Raw genomic sequence first — 13,425 nt, forward strand, 5'->3', positions numbered from 1 at the left:
CGGTCAATGCGAGGTGCCTTCCGAGCGCGTGATCTTGTTCCACACGTTGTATTTGCCCACGGGCTTGCTCATGGGCAGGCGCTTGACCTCTTTCAAGGTCGTGGCGTCATACACGATGAGCGCGCCGTCCATCTCCCACACGCTGGCCAGGGCGTACTTGCCGTCCTTGGTGAACTCGATGTGCGCCAGGGTCTTGCCCGGCTCGCGCACGGTGGCCACGGGTTGCAGCGTGGCCTTGTCGATGAGGGTCATGGTGTCCTTGGCGGAGCGGCTCATCATCGAATCGGTCCAGGCGTAACGCGTCTTCTCGTGGCTGCGCATGAAGAAGCCAGGGCCAGGGGTGGGGATGGTGGCCACCGGCTTCCACGTGTGCATGTCGATCACATCGATGGCGCCGCCCTGGAGGTTGGGGGAGGCCAGCACCGTGGTCCCGTTCCACGCGAACGTGATGCCCGAGCCCAGGTGCGGCATGCCCGCAATCGGCAGGTCGGCGATCTTGCGGCGCACGTCCAGATTCACCACCTGGGCAGTGGCCGCGCCGTTGCCGGTGCCAGCGCCGGTGGCCGCAGCGTCCTTGGGCCGCGTCGCACCCAGCACGTTGCGGTAGCTCTGGTCGAAGAAGAAGTCGTCCAGCGGCTCGTCGAGCGGCGTGCGCCGCACACCCAGGTAGCCGGGCGTGGCAATCGCCTCGCCCATCTTGTAGTCATGCACCAGGCCGTCGTGGATGGGCGCGGCCTGGGGGTCGTAGGAGATCTCCCAGATTTCGGGGATGTCCTTCAGTGCCACCACGAAGCTGTGGCGAGGCGCAGCGTCGTACACGGCCGACACGCGTGAGCTGGCTTTGCCGTCGAGCGTGCCTGCGTTGTAGGTGCGCACCAGTTGCAGGTCGCTGTCGAACAGGGCCAGCGTGTGGGGCAGGTAGTTGGCGGCCATGACCCAGCGGCCGTCGGCGCTCACGGCCACGTTGCGCATGTTCAGTCCCGCGCGCACTTCGGCCACCACGGCAAGGCGCCACAGGTCGTATTTGGTGATCCAGCCATCGCGCGAGCCAAAGTACACATACCGCCCATCGGGCGAAAACTTGGGCCCGCCGTGCAGCGCATAGCGGCTGGCGAAGCGGGTGATGACCTCGAAGCGGTCGCCGTCGACCAGGCTCACATGGTGGTCGCCGCCTTCCACCACCACAAACAGGTTCATGGGGTCCGCCTGCCACCGTGGTGCGGCGGGTTCATTGGCCGGGGCGGGGTGGAATTCACGCGAGGCACGGATGTCGCTCTCCGCCCAGCGCGGCGCTGGCACCACCGGTGTGCGGATGAAGGCCGCCAGGGCCCGGACCTCGGCGGCCGACAGCGTGCTACCAAAGGCGGGCATTTGTGTGGCTGTGCGGCCCTGGGTGATGACCTGCAGCGCTTCGGCCGCGGGCAGGCGGCTGAGGCTTTCGGGCAGCAGGGCGGGGCCCATGCCCCCGGTGCGTTGTGCGCCGTGGCAACTGGCGCAATGGGTGCCGTAGAGGGTTGCGGCCGGGATGTCCTGGGCCGTGGCGAGGTCGTAGCCCATCCAGCACAGACCGGCCACGAGGGCTGCACGGGCCGCATCGGCCAAGTGCACACGCCAGCGGGGAGTGGGGGTCTCACGCATGGAGCTGCTCCCGGATGGGGATGGTGACGCGCTGGCGCTGCCCATGGGCTGCGGCGCCCTGGGGCTGTTGCAGACCGATTTCGCTGTCTTCGAGGTAGCAGCCGGGGTCTTCGGCCCAGGCGTTGCCGGTGAGCTGCTGGGCGCGCACGCGCGTGTTGCCGCCACACAGCGCGAGGTAGCGGCACTGCGCACAGCGGCCCTGCACGGGGCGCGGCTGCTGCTTGAGGCCGGCCATCAGCGGGTCGGAGGTGTCGCTCCAGATGGCGGAGAACGGGCGCTCGCGCACGTCGCCCAGTGTGTGGTGCCACCACATGGTGTCGGGGTGCACATGGCCCAGGTTGTCGATGTTGGCCACGTTCAGGCCGCTGGCGTTGCCGCCCCAGGCGGCCAGGCGCTGCTCCAGCTGCGGCGCCCAGCGCGGCAACCGCGCCTGCACCCACTGCAGCAGGAAGGGGCCGTCAGCGTCGTTGTTGCCGGTCACGTATTCCTCGGCCAAGCCGGTTTGCGCCGCGTGCCAGGCCCGGTCGAATAGCTGCGTGAGCGCATCGCGCGTGGCCTGGAACTGTGCGTCCTTGCCCCGGTGGATGTTGCCGCGCCCGGCGTAGTTCAGGTGCGAGAAGTAGAACTTGTCGATCTGCTCTGCGCGCATCAGGGCCAGCAGCGCGGGCAGGTCGTGTGCGTTCATCGCGGTCATGGTGAAGCGCATGCCCACCTTCACGCCCCGCTCGAGCAGCAGCTTCAGCGCGTTCAGGCTCAGGTCGAACGCGCCCTGCATGCGGCGGAAGCGGTCGTGGGTGTCGCGCAGCCCATCCAGGCTGATGCCCACATAGTCAAAGCCCATGGCGGCAATGCGGTCGGCCATGGGCGCGTCGATCAATGTGCCGTTAGTGGACAGGCCGGTGTAGAAGCCCAGGTCCCGCGCGCGGGCGGCAATGTCGAACAAGTCCGGGCGCATCAGCGGTTCGCCACCCGAGAGGATGAGCACCGGCACGCCATAGGCGCGCAGGTCGTCCATCACGCCGAACACCTCGTCGCGCGAGAGTTCGCCCGCGTAGTCGTGGTCGGCCGACAGTGCGTAACAGTGCTTGCAGGTGAGGTTGCAACGGCGGATCAGGTTCCAGATCACCACCGGGCCCTTGGGGCCGGTGGCCTTGCGTTCGCGTATTTCGGGATAGGTGCCGGTCGCCTCGGCGGCGGCCAGCTCGCGCATGTATTGGCTAATCCTGAACATCGTGGGTACCTTTCAGGCGCAGTCCTGTCTTCTTGAGGATGGCCGTGGAATAGAGGATGTCGCGTGCCCGGCAGGCAGGGCCCAGCAGCGCAGCCACCACATCGGCCTGCCGCTCGACCTCGTCGCGTGTGCGGCCATGGAGCATGGCGAACAGGTTGTAGGGCCAGTCGGGTAGATGGCGGGTGCGGCGGTAGCAATGGCTCACGCCATTGAGCTGGGCGATCTGGGCGGCCAGCGCATCCACCTGGTGGTCGTCCACATCCCACACGCTCATGCCATTGGCGGTGAAGCCCAGGCGGTAGTGGTTGGGCACGGCGCCAATGCGGCGCACCAGGCCTTCGTCCAGCATGGACGCAAGGCGCTCGCGCACCTGTTCGCCGCTCACGCCCAGCATGGCCCCCACCGCCTCGTAGGGGCGGGCCACCAGCGGCAAGCCACCCTGCACGGCGGCGATCAGGGCGCGGTCGAAGGCATCAAGCGCCATGGCGGGCTCCTTCCGGGGGAATGAGGGGCAGGCGCAGCTCGACGCGGTATTCGTGCTCCTTGGGGAACTGGAACACCGTCAGGCCGGTTGCCTGCTCGATGCGGCGGGCCGCGTCGGCCACGGCGGCTGCAGACTCTCCGGCCAGCACGAACCACATGTTGAGCGATGGGTGGTCACGCCGGTAGTTGTGGGCCACTTCGGGCAGGGCGTTCACCAGCGCCGTGACTTCGTCAAAGCGCTCCTCGGGCACGGCCAGCGCCGCCAGCATGAACTGCCCGCCGGCGCGCTCGATCTGGAACAGCGGGCCAAAGCGCGTGAGCACGCCGCTGGCCAGCAACTGGCGCAGGCATTCGATGACATGGTCTTCGCTCCAACCCAGGGCCGCGCCCACGGCCGCGAAGGGGCGGTCCACCACGGGAAAGCCGCCGTGCAGGTAGTCCACAAGGAGAAGCTGGTCTGGCCTAAGCATGGAGGGCCTCCTGGAGGGCGGCAAACCGGCGTGGGCTGCGTTGGGTGAACCTCCGCAAGGAGAACAGGGTTTCGCGGCGCAGGTGTGCAATGCCGGCCTGCTGTGCGGCCTGCTGGATCAGCGCCAGCACCTCGGCGCGCTCCTGCCCGTGCACCATGCAATACAGGTTGTAGGGCCAGTGCTGCGAGCGCGCACGCTGGTAGGCCAGGGTGATGCCGGGCTGCTGTGCCAGCAGCTTGCCGCAGGCGTCCACCTGGTCCTGCGCTACATCGAATACGGTCATGGCGTTGGCGGTGTAGCCCACCTCATGGTGGCGTACCACCATGCCGAAACGGCTCAGGGTGCCTTGCTCCAGCCAGCGGTGCAGGGTCTCCAGCACGGTGGCGGGGCTCCATCCCAAATGTTCTGCCCAGGCGTCGTAGGGCCGAGCGATGAACGGCAGGCCCTGCTCGGCCAATGCCGCCAGTCCTGATTCGTGGGCGGGGATGGGTATGGAGGCCGTGTGCGTGGTGCCCCCGGCAGCGGCGGTGGTGGCGTTGAGGTCGAAGCCCAGGTCGATGCGGTAAGGCCGCACCATGGGCAGCCGCAGCACGTCAAGCCCCGTGTCCTGCTCAATGCAGCAGAGCATCTGGTCCAGGGCGAGTGCGTCTGTGGCAGTGGCGACAAACCACAGGTTGAGCGGGTTTTCGCGCTCGTAGTTGTGGCTGACGCCCGGGTGGCTGGACACCAGGGCGGCCACCTCGTCCAGCCGCGCAGGGGGAACGGCCATGGCAGCAAGCAGGCCCGCGCCGCCTGCACCTGGCGCGAAAACGGCTCCGATGCGGCCCAGAACCCCCGCGTCCTTCAGGCGCTGGCAATGCGCAATGACCGCGTTGGCGGGGCGGCCCAGGGCGCGCCCCAGCACATCGAAGGGTGCCGGGCAGAGCGGGAAATCGCGTTGCCACGCGTTGAGCAACGGCAGGTCGCTGGTGTGCGCGCACATGCTAGAAACCCATGCGCTGGGCGCGTGCCGTGAAGAAGATACCGCTGGGCGCCTGCGCGACCAGCGATGCCTGCGTGGCCAGCGTGGTGGTGTCCAGCACCTGCACCTTGTCATCGTCGCGGCAGCTGATCCACACAGATTCACCGCGCGGCGTGAATTCCATGTGCATCACGGCCTTGCCGGGCTGCAGCGTGGCGGCCACGCGCTGGGCCACGGTGTCGATGACCTGCACGCGGTGGTAGTCGGGCACGGCGAAGTTCACCCACACCTGGCGTCCGTCGGGTCGCGCCATCACAAACACAGGCTGGCCCGCCACGGGGATGCGGCCCACCTCGGCCCAGGTGGTGGTGTCCACCACCAGCACCTCGTGGCGGCCGATGGCGGGCAGGTAGGCGTGGCGCCCGGCCACGGCCCAGCCGCGCAGGTGGGGCATCTTGAACACCGGCAGGGGCTCCTGCCCCCGGCCGTAGCCGGCGAGGATGCGGCGTGCCACGGGCGCGTCGGCCCAGGTGTCCACCAGGGCCAGGCCGTCTTCGCCAAACAGGCCGGCGATGTAGTGCCGGCCATCGGGGGTGACCAGCGCGTCATAGGGCTGGCGGCCGATGCCGTCGATGCGGGTCACGCGCGGCTGTGTGGGCTGGGTGCAGTCCGCGATGCAGATGGCGTTGGCATCGAACAGGCTGTAGATGAAGCGCCGCCCTGGCAGGTCGGCCAGGCCCACCACGCGCGAACGCTGGCCGTCGGCAGTGAGGGCGGGGATATCGGCCAGCAGTGTGAGCCGTTCGGCGTCAAACACCTTGACGCCGCCGGGCGTGTAGTTCTGTGCGGCCACCAGCGTGCCGTCGGCGCTGATGGCGCCGCCGATGGAGTTGCCCGCCTGCTGCTCGCGGGCGGTGACGCGCTGGGTGAGCAGGTCGATGCGCGTGAGCGCGCCATCGCGGCCGAACACATAGGCGTTGCGGCCATCGCGCGAGAACACCACCGAGGCGTGCGACAGGTCGCCCAGCCCGGTCACGCGGGTGAGCACGGCACGCTGGCTGGTGTTGACGATGAGGACGGCGCCTGTGGCGCGCTCGATGACGACCCCGAGATCGCCCGTGCCCATCAGCGGCAGGGCAGGGGCCAGGGGGGTTGCGCAGCCACTGACTGCTAACAGGGGCAGGGCGGCAAGGCCACCCAGCAGCGAGCGCCGCTGCATCGCCAGGCCCCCCCAGGATGAAAAGCCTGCCGTGTCGGAGGGCTGCGACCGCGCGAAATGGGGAGCGTGGAGGGCGTTCTTCATGGCTTGGATGGCGGCGACTGGGGGAAGCCGCCGAGCAGTTGCCCGGCGATCCACAGCGCTTCTGCCTCGGTAACAAAGGCGCGCCACGGCGGCATGGGGGTGCCGGGGCGGCCGTGAAAAATGGTCGCGGCCATGGATTCGACAGGCTTGTCCGCCAGGGCCGCAGGGGTAAGGGGCGGGCCAAGCCCGCCGGTGAGGTGCATGCCGTGGCACGAGCCGCAGTCCTGCCGCACCATGCGCACCAGCTCGCGCTGGCGCTCTGGCGTGCCCGGCACCTGCGCTGCCGCCCCGGCACAAGCCAGGGCGCAAATCAGCAGCATGGCGGGGCGGGTGAAGGCAGGCATGGAAGGCTCGCGCAGCGGCTCAGGACTTCAGGATGAACTCGATCGCGGCCTTGAGGTCGGCGTCATCGATCTTGTCTGGCCCGTTGGGTGACATCGGAATGGGGCCGAAGACCCCCGAGCCGCCCTTGCGCACCTTGTCGCTCAGCTGGGCGATCACGTCCTTGCCTTTGTACTTGGCCGCGATGTCTTTGAACGAAGGGCCGACAAGCTTCTTGTCCTTGGAGTGGCAGGCCATGCAGCCCGCCTTGTTCAAGGCTTCTTCCGGTCCGGCTGCGCTGGCGGCGCCACTGGCCAGCGCCAGGGCCGCCGCCACGGCCAGGGGCCATGCAATGCGGTGGTTCTTCATGGTGTGTGTGCTCCTGTCGTACGGGTCAGTACACGTCGTGCTGGGTGTTGTAGACGTTGAAGTGGCCCGTGGGCGTGATGAGGCGCGGGTCCTTGATCACGGCCTTGAGCTTGAGCGTCTTGTCGTCCACGATCACCAGAGCGCTTTCCTTGTTCTTGGCGCTCCACACCGAGAACCACACCTCGTCGCCCGCCTTGTTGAACTCGGGCTGCACCACGCGCTTGGCGCCGTCATCCTTCAGTCCGGCCCACTCTGCAACGGGAAGGGTCACAAAGCCCTTGTCCAGGTTCTTGATGTCGTACACCACGATGGACTGCGAGATCTTCGGATCGGGGTTGAGCGGCGCGTCGGAGTACAGGTGCGTGCTCTTGGGGTGGCTCTTGATGAAGAGCGCGCCACCGCCAGGGCCCGTGAGCTTGGCCACTTCCTTGAAGGCGTACTGCTTGTGCTTCTTGGGGTCGGTGCCGATCAGCGAGATGGTGTCGTCGCCCAGGTGGCCGGTGGCCCAGACGGGGCCGAACTTGGGATGCAGCAGGTTGGCGCCACGGCCGGGGTGGGGGATCTTGCCCACTTCGGTGATGGCGGCCAGCTTGCCTTCCTTGGCGTCAATGGCAGCGATCTTGTTGCTGTTGTTGGCAGCGACCATGAAGTAGCGCTTGCTCGAATCCCAGCCGCCGTCATGCAGGAAAGGCGCCGAGCCGATCTCGGTGACCTTGAGCGCATCGATGTTGGAATAGTCCACCATCAGCGTCTTGCCGGTTTCCTTCACGTTGACCACGAACTCGGGCTTGAAGTGCGATGCCACGATGGAGGCCACGCGGGGCTCGGGGTGGTATTCCTGCGTGCCCACCACCATGCCGCGGGTGCTGACGATCTTCATCGGTTCCAGCGTGTCGCCGTTCATGATGGTGTACTGCGGTGGCCAGTAGCTGCCTGCAATCGCCAGCTTGTCTTCGTAGCCTTTGAACTTGGAGGTATCCACCGAGCGGGCTTCCAGCCCCACGCGCACTTCGGCGACGTTGTCGGGCTTTTCCATCCACAGGTCGATCATGTTGATCTTGGCATCGCGGCCGATCACGAACAGGTAGCGGCCCGAAGCGGATGTGCGCGAGATGTGCACCGCGTAGCCGGTCTTGACGATGTTGATGATCTTCTTGGTGTCGCCATCGATCAGCGCCACCTCGCCGGTGTCGCGCAGCGTGGTCGAGAAGATGTTCTCGATGTTGTAGTTGTTGAGCTTCTTCTTGGGGCGGTCCTTGGGCTCAACGATCACCTTCCAGGTCTTCTTCATGTCGGCCATGCCGAATTCTGGTGGTGTTGGTGGCTCGTGCTGGATGTAGCGCGCCATCAGGTCCACTTCCTGCTCGTTCATCTCGCCGGAGGTCAGCCAGTTGGGCATGCCGGCGGGGGAACCATAGGAGATGAACACCTTGAGGTAGTCCGTGCCCTTGGCGGTCGTGATGTCGGGTGTCAGTGGTTTGCCCGTTGCACCCTTGCGTAGCACGCCATGGCAGCCCGCGCAGCGCTCGAAGTAGGTCTGGCGCGCTTTCTCGAACTCGGCCGCTGTCATGGGCGGCGCCTTGGGGTTGGTGCTCTGGTGCATGGGCTCATTCACCAAAGGGGACCCGCCAGCCTGGTAGTTCATTTCGGGTTGCGAGACTCCCTTGCCTGCCTGTGCCATCACCGAGGTGGCCACGGCCATGGCGGCGGCAGCCAGTGCAAGGTGCTGGACGGTTTTGATTGCTTTCATCATCGGTCCTCTGCGTCATGGAGCAGCGATTGGTTTTCGGCAAGGCGCGGCTGCGCTCTGCGGCCCGGCCAACGGCTGTCCTTCGTCTGGTGCGGGCCTGCGTATCGTCCTGCGGGCGGTGTGCGCTGTCCTTGAACTGGTTCAAGGACGCGCGGGCCTGTGTGTCAGAACAATGCATCACCCCACAGACAACCCGAAGGCCACACGATGAGCTTCATGGACAACCCCCAATGGCTGGAGCCGGTGCGTGGCTCGGCCACCGGTGCCCCGGTGCCCACAGGGCGCGTGACCCTGGTGGGCGCGGGCCCGGGCGACCCTGACCTGCTGACGGTCAAGGCTGCGCGCGTGCTGCGCGAGGCCAGCCTGGTGCTGTACGACCACCTGGTGGGTGAGCAGGTGCTGGACCTGGTGCCTGCCACCGCCGAACGCATCTACGTGGGCAAGGAGTCCTCCCGCCACACGCTGCCGCAGGAGGCCATCATCGACCTGATGTGCCGGCTGGCGCTCAGTGGAAGGCCGCTGGTGCGCCTGAAGGGGGGCGACTGTTACGTGTTCGGGCGCGGTGGAGAGGAAGCGCTGGGCCTGGCGCAGGCAGGCATCCCGTTCGAGGTCGTGCCCGGTATCACGGCAGCGCAGGGGGCGGGCGCCAGTGCGGGCATCCCGCTCACGCACCGCGACCATGCCGGCACCCTGGTGCTGGCCACGGGCCACCTGCGCGGCGACAACGACACGGCGCTGGACTGGCCGCTGCTGGCGCGTGCACGCCAGACCGTGGTGTTCTACATGGGCGTGGCCACGCTGCCGACGATCTGCGCCCAGCTCATGGCGCATGGGATGCCGGCCGACACACCAGCGGCCATTGTGGAACGCGCAACGCTGCCCGGGCAACGCTGCCTCACGGGCACCCTGGCGTCGCTGCCCGGTGTGGCCGCCAGCCAGGCGGTCCAGGCGCCAGCCTTGGTGATCGTGGGTGGTGTGGTGGCGCTGCAGCCGTTGCTCGCGCAGGGCATGGCCCGCGCGGAGTGAGGGGAGGGCGGAGGGCGCTTTAGGGGCAGTCCTGGCCCTGGGGTGGGGCTGCCGCCCGCCTTCAGCGCGTGGGCGCTGCGGGCGCGGGCCGGGTGCGGTAGAAGGTCAACGGCACGCCGGGCTCTTGCTGGAGCACCTGGCGCTTGATCTTGCCCACCACGTGCATCTCGCAGGGCTTGCAGTCAAAGCGCAGCGTGAGTTTTTCCTTGCCGTTGATGAGCATCAAAGGTTCGGCCTTGATCGTGCCCTGCACGCCGGTCACGCCCTTGGCCTGCTTGGGGCACAGGCTCATCGAAAAGCGCACGCAGTGCTTGGTGATCATGAGGCTGACTTCGTTTTCCTCCTCGTGCGCCTCGTAGGCTGCGTCGATCACCTTCACACCATGGCGCACGTAAAAGTCGTGCGCCTTGTGGTTGAACACATTGCCCAGGAACGAGAGTGTGTCTTCGGGGTAGGGCGCAGGCGGTTCCACAGGCGTTGCGCGCGGCAGGCGGGCGAAATTGCGGGCACGGTGGGCCTCCAGGTCGGCCAAGGCATCGCGGCGCAGCGCGTTGAGCACCGAGGCAGGAACGAACCAAGGCTGCGACAGCTGCAACGCAATGTCGTGCACCGCAAATACCGTCGCGCCAAAGCGGCCCAGCTGTTCGCGCAGGCTGGCCTCGGCCTTGGCGGCATCGGTGGCGCTCTGGTGGGGCTGCTGCACGTCGGCGCAGCCCGTGTTGCCGTCTTCGTCGGTCAGCGTCAGGCGGAAGCCGGTGGGGGTTTCGCTCAGGTGCGCCCACAGGCCGATGCGGCGGTCGCTGGACTTTTTCTCCAGCGTGCGGACCCAGTCCATGTCGCGGTTGCGGTTGACTTCGGTGCCCTTGCGCAGGTCTTTGAAGCCGTCCATGGGGTCTTTGGGGTACACGCGCCACTGGCCCACGCTGCGGGCGGACACCGGTTCAGCCACATTGATGGCCATGCCGATCAGCTCCTTGTGCAGGTCGTAGTAGCACAGTCCGTCGCCGTTGTGCAGCACGGTGGCGGGGTCGCTCACTTCCAACTCGACAAAATCGGGGCCCACCTTGGTCACCCAGCCGATGGCCTGGCCAGGGTTCTTGGGGCTGTCGAAGGCGCCGATGTCTTCCTTGCGGCCGGTCACGAAGTAGTCGGTGAACTCGCGGTTGAAGTTCTGCAGCGGGTCAGGGGTGAAGGTGAAGGTGGTGCTGCCGCTGGATGAGCGGCCCAGGGGCCGGCCCTGCGTCTCGCGCTCCTCGATGATCTCGTCGAGCAGCGTGCGGTAGTGGGCGGTGATGTTCTTCACATAGCCCATGTCCTTGTAGCGCCCTTCGATCTTGAAGCTGCGCACGCCCGCGTTGATGAGGGCGCGCAGGTTGTCGCTCTGGTTGTTGTCCTTCATGCTCAGCACGTGCTTATCGTGCGCAATGAAGCGGCCCTGCGCGTCCGTCACTTGGTAGGGCAGGCGGCAGGCCTGGCTGCAGTCGCCGCGGTTGGCGCTGCGGCCGGTCTGCGCATGGCTGATGTTGCACTGGCCGCTGTAGGCCACGCACAGCGCGCCGTGGATGAAGAACTCGATGTTGGCGCGGCCGGGCGCATCCACCGGGCCCAGCGCCTTGTGGACTGCCGCAATCTGCTGCACCGTGAGCTCGCGCGCCAGCACGATCTGCGACAGGCCTGCGTCCTGCAGAAAGCGGGCCTTTTCGGGCGTGCGGATGTCGGTCTGGGTGCTCGCGTGCAGCTGGATGGGGGGCAGGTCGATTTCGAGCAACCCCATGTCCTGAATGATCAATGCGTCAGCGCCCGCCTCGTACACCTGCCAGGCCATCTGGCGCGCGGCCTCCAGCTCGTCGTCGCGCAGGATGGTGTTGAGCGTGATGAAGATGCGGCTGTTGAAGCGGTGCGCGTGCTTGACCAGGCGCTCGATGTCCCGGATGTCGTTGCCCGCACTGGCCCGTGCACCGAAGGCCGGGCCGCCGATGTAGACGGCGTCGGCGCCGTGGTTGATGGCTTCGATGCCAATGTCTGCGTCGCGCGCGGGCGAGAGCAGTTCGAGCTGGTGGGGCAGGAGGGACATGGGGCGTGATTATCCCAGCCTGTTCCACAAGGCGGCAGGCCCCCGGTTTATTAGCGCGGTTAATGGCGGAGCAAATTACTAAGTTTGCTTAGCAATTGAAGCAAATGGGCGCTGGGGTGGCTACGATGCTAGCTTTGAAGGTTTGTTGTGTACAAGATCGGTGCACAACACGCTGCTTTGACCGACCCAGGAGACTTTGTACCGTGCTGCGCCCCGTTTTCGCTTCCTCGCCTCTGTTCCGAATTTCTGCCCTGACCGCCATCGCGCTGGCCGCCAATCTGGCCTCCGCCCAGGACGTGCAAACCGTCAAGATCGCCCACGCAGGCCCTGTGTCGGGCGGTATTGCCCACATCGGCAAGGACACGGAAAACGGCGTGCGTCTGGCCATTGACGACCTGAACGCCCAGAACCTCGTGATCGGCGGCAAGAAGATCAAGTTTGAAATCGCGGCCGAAGACGACGCGGGCGATCCGCGCCAGGCCACCGCCGTGGCCCAGAAGCTGTGCGACCAGAAGGTGGCCGGCGTGGTGGGCCACCTGCAGTCGGGCACGTCCATCCCTGCATCGGCCATCTATGCCAAGTGCGACCTGCCGCACATCACGGCCTCGGCTTCCAACCCCGACCTGACGAAGCCCGGCCACAAGACCACCTTCCGCCTGATAGCCAACGACAACGCTCTGGGCGCTGCGCTGGCTTTGTTTGGTGCGGACCACCTCAAGCTCAAGAGCGTGGCCATCATCGACGACCGCACGGCTTACGGCCAGGGCGTGGCCTCGGTGTTCAAGGCCACGGCGCTGCAAAAGGGCCTGAAAGTGGTGGCGGAGGAGTTCACCAACGACAAGGCCACCGACTTCATGGCCATCCTCACCTCCATCAAGAACAAGAAGCCCGACGCGATCTTCTACGGCGGCCTGGATGCCCAGGCGGGCCCCATGCTGCGCCAGATGGAGCAGCTGGGCCTGGGCAACGTGAAGTTCTTTGGCGGCGATGCCCTGTGCACCGAGAAGCTGCCCGAGCTGTCGGGCAAGACCCCCGCGCTGAAGAACGTGACCTGCGCCACGGGCGGCGCGTCGGTGGACAAGATGCAGGGCGGCGCTGACTGGAAGAAGCGCTACGACGCCAAGTTCCCCGGCCAGTTCCAGATCTACAGCCCCTACGCCTATGACGCGGCCATGGTGCTGGCCGACGCGATGAAGCGCGCCAACTCGGTGGACCCCAAGGTGTTCGCACCGTTCCTGGCCAAGACCGAATACAAGGGCGTGACCGCCAACATCGCCTTCACCGCCAAGGGTGAGCTGACCACCCCGGCCGTGACCTTGTACACCTTCAAGGACGGCAGCCGCGTGGCGCTGAACTGAGGCTACCCGCCTCCGCTGCTTCAGCGGCTCCCTCCGTTACGGCCGCCCAGTGCGGCCGTTTTTGCGTGCGGGGTTTGGCTTTACAGTCAGGCCCGTAGCGAGCAGGCCATGGGTGCCTGCCAAGGAGCCAAGGTATGCGCGCAATATTTGGATTGGTCGGGCTGGTGGTGATGCTGGCCATCGTGGGGTTGCTGGCCAAGAAGCAGCTGGCGGCCACGCGTGCTCCCCTGCCTGCGTTGCAGACCGCCACCGGCGCAGCAGGGACCGCCTCGACGCCCACGGGCACGGGCACGGTGCGCGAGCAGAGCCAGCAGATGCAGCAGCAGGTCAAGCAGCAGATGGAAGGCCTGATGCAGCAGGCGCGCCCCATGCCTGAAGACGATAAAAATGAGCAAAAGCAGTAGCAAGCGCCCATATTTCATGCCTTGTTAGCTATTAAAA

The 13,425-nt window shown here is 66.6% G+C and carries 13 protein-coding genes; 3 read left to right on the forward strand and 10 right to left on the reverse strand.

Going from position 1 to position 13,425, the window contains the following annotated elements; genetic code table 11:
- Positions 1–3 precede the first annotated feature (3 nt).
- The 9 genes from ASD94_RS03315 to ASD94_RS03355 all read right to left on the reverse strand — a co-directional run bounded on the left by ASD94_RS03315 (position 4) and on the right by ASD94_RS03355 (position 8,529).
- Positions 4–1,638, reverse strand: coding sequence for a nitrite reductase (locus ASD94_RS03315; protein WP_056638577.1), 1,635 nt, complete (start codon positions 1,636–1,638; stop codon positions 4–6).
- Entirely contained in the window at positions 1,631–2,869 is a 1,239-nt protein-coding gene (nirJ, locus tag ASD94_RS03320; protein WP_056638580.1) for a heme d1 biosynthesis radical SAM protein NirJ, read from the reverse strand. The genes ASD94_RS03315 and nirJ overlap by 8 nt, the downstream gene beginning before the upstream one ends.
- Positions 2,856–3,353 (reverse strand): AsnC family transcriptional regulator, encoded by a 498-nt coding sequence (locus tag ASD94_RS03325; protein ID WP_056638584.1) that lies wholly within the window; start codon positions 3,351–3,353, stop codon positions 2,856–2,858. The genes nirJ and ASD94_RS03325 overlap by 14 nt, the downstream gene beginning before the upstream one ends.
- Positions 3,343–3,822, reverse strand: a complete 480-nt coding sequence (locus ASD94_RS03330; RefSeq protein WP_056638587.1) for an Lrp/AsnC family transcriptional regulator — start codon at positions 3,820–3,822, stop codon at positions 3,343–3,345. The genes ASD94_RS03325 and ASD94_RS03330 overlap by 11 nt, the downstream gene beginning before the upstream one ends.
- Entirely contained in the window at positions 3,815–4,804 is a 990-nt protein-coding gene (locus ASD94_RS03335) for an Lrp/AsnC family transcriptional regulator (protein WP_056638592.1), read from the reverse strand. Before ASD94_RS03335 ends, ASD94_RS03330 begins: the two co-directional genes overlap by 8 nt.
- Position 4,805: 1 nt before the next feature.
- Positions 4,806–6,002 (reverse strand): cytochrome D1 domain-containing protein, encoded by a 1,197-nt coding sequence (locus tag ASD94_RS03340; protein WP_056638794.1) that lies wholly within the window; start codon positions 6,000–6,002, stop codon positions 4,806–4,808.
- Between the two features lie 80 nt (positions 6,003–6,082).
- Positions 6,083–6,430 (reverse strand): cytochrome c, encoded by a 348-nt coding sequence (locus ASD94_RS03345; protein WP_082576731.1) that lies wholly within the window; start codon positions 6,428–6,430, stop codon positions 6,083–6,085.
- Positions 6,431–6,449: 19 nt separating this feature from the next.
- Positions 6,450–6,776, reverse strand: coding sequence for a c-type cytochrome (locus tag ASD94_RS03350; RefSeq protein ID WP_056638595.1), 327 nt, complete (start codon positions 6,774–6,776; stop codon positions 6,450–6,452).
- A gap of 25 nt (positions 6,777–6,801) precedes the next feature.
- Complete coding sequence (locus ASD94_RS03355; RefSeq protein WP_369818021.1) at positions 6,802–8,529, reverse strand: cytochrome D1 domain-containing protein; 1,728 nt, start codon at positions 8,527–8,529, stop codon at positions 6,802–6,804.
- Between the two features lie 204 nt (positions 8,530–8,733).
- Between ASD94_RS03355 and cobA the strand changes: the two genes are divergently transcribed.
- Positions 8,734–9,552: a uroporphyrinogen-III C-methyltransferase gene (gene cobA / locus ASD94_RS03360; protein WP_056638602.1), complete on the forward strand. Its 819-nt coding sequence runs from the start codon at positions 8,734–8,736 to the stop codon at positions 9,550–9,552.
- 61 nt (positions 9,553–9,613) lie between these two features.
- Here the strand turns inward: cobA and ASD94_RS03365 are convergent, their stop codons facing one another.
- Positions 9,614–11,626, reverse strand: coding sequence for a U32 family peptidase (locus ASD94_RS03365; protein ID WP_056638605.1), 2,013 nt, complete (start codon positions 11,624–11,626; stop codon positions 9,614–9,616).
- Between the two features lie 203 nt (positions 11,627–11,829).
- Here ASD94_RS03365 and ASD94_RS03370 point away from each other — a divergent pair, with 203 nt between their 5' ends.
- Positions 11,830–12,984, forward strand: coding sequence for a branched-chain amino acid ABC transporter substrate-binding protein (locus ASD94_RS03370; protein ID WP_056638608.1), 1,155 nt, complete (start codon positions 11,830–11,832; stop codon positions 12,982–12,984).
- Between the two features lie 134 nt (positions 12,985–13,118).
- Complete coding sequence (locus ASD94_RS03375; protein WP_056638611.1) at positions 13,119–13,388, forward strand: hypothetical protein; 270 nt, start codon at positions 13,119–13,121, stop codon at positions 13,386–13,388.
- The last annotated feature ends 37 nt before the right edge of the window (positions 13,389–13,425 follow it).

The organism is Acidovorax sp. Root70, assembly GCF_001428225.1.
Taxonomy (GTDB): domain Bacteria; phylum Pseudomonadota; class Gammaproteobacteria; order Burkholderiales; family Burkholderiaceae_C; genus Acidovorax.

Coding starts and splice junctions, on each gene's coding strand:
- ASD94_RS03365 (WP_056638605.1), bottom strand. CDS start 11,626: ATGTCCCTCCTGCCCCACCAGCTCGAACTGCTCTCGCCCGCGCGCGAC.
- nirJ (WP_056638580.1), bottom strand. CDS start 2,869: ATGTTCAGGATTAGCCAATACATGCGCGAGCTGGCCGCCGCCGAGGCG.
- ASD94_RS03345 (WP_082576731.1), bottom strand. CDS start 6,430: ATGCCTGCCTTCACCCGCCCCGCCATGCTGCTGATTTGCGCCCTGGCT.
- ASD94_RS03330 (WP_056638587.1), bottom strand. CDS start 3,822: ATGCTTAGGCCAGACCAGCTTCTCCTTGTGGACTACCTGCACGGCGGC.
- ASD94_RS03355 (WP_369818021.1), bottom strand. CDS start 8,529: ATGATGAAAGCAATCAAAACCGTCCAGCACCTTGCACTGGCTGCCGCC.
- ASD94_RS03315 (WP_056638577.1), bottom strand. CDS start 1,638: ATGCGTGAGACCCCCACTCCCCGCTGGCGTGTGCACTTGGCCGATGCG.
- ASD94_RS03340 (WP_056638794.1), bottom strand. CDS start 6,002: ATGCAGCGGCGCTCGCTGCTGGGTGGCCTTGCCGCCCTGCCCCTGTTA.
- ASD94_RS03335 (WP_056638592.1), bottom strand. CDS start 4,804: ATGTGCGCGCACACCAGCGACCTGCCGTTGCTCAACGCGTGGCAACGC.
- cobA (WP_056638602.1), top strand. CDS start 8,734: ATGAGCTTCATGGACAACCCCCAATGGCTGGAGCCGGTGCGTGGCTCG.
- ASD94_RS03325 (WP_056638584.1), bottom strand. CDS start 3,353: ATGGCGCTTGATGCCTTCGACCGCGCCCTGATCGCCGCCGTGCAGGGT.
- ASD94_RS03350 (WP_056638595.1), bottom strand. CDS start 6,776: ATGAAGAACCACCGCATTGCATGGCCCCTGGCCGTGGCGGCGGCCCTG.
- ASD94_RS03375 (WP_056638611.1), top strand. CDS start 13,119: ATGCGCGCAATATTTGGATTGGTCGGGCTGGTGGTGATGCTGGCCATC.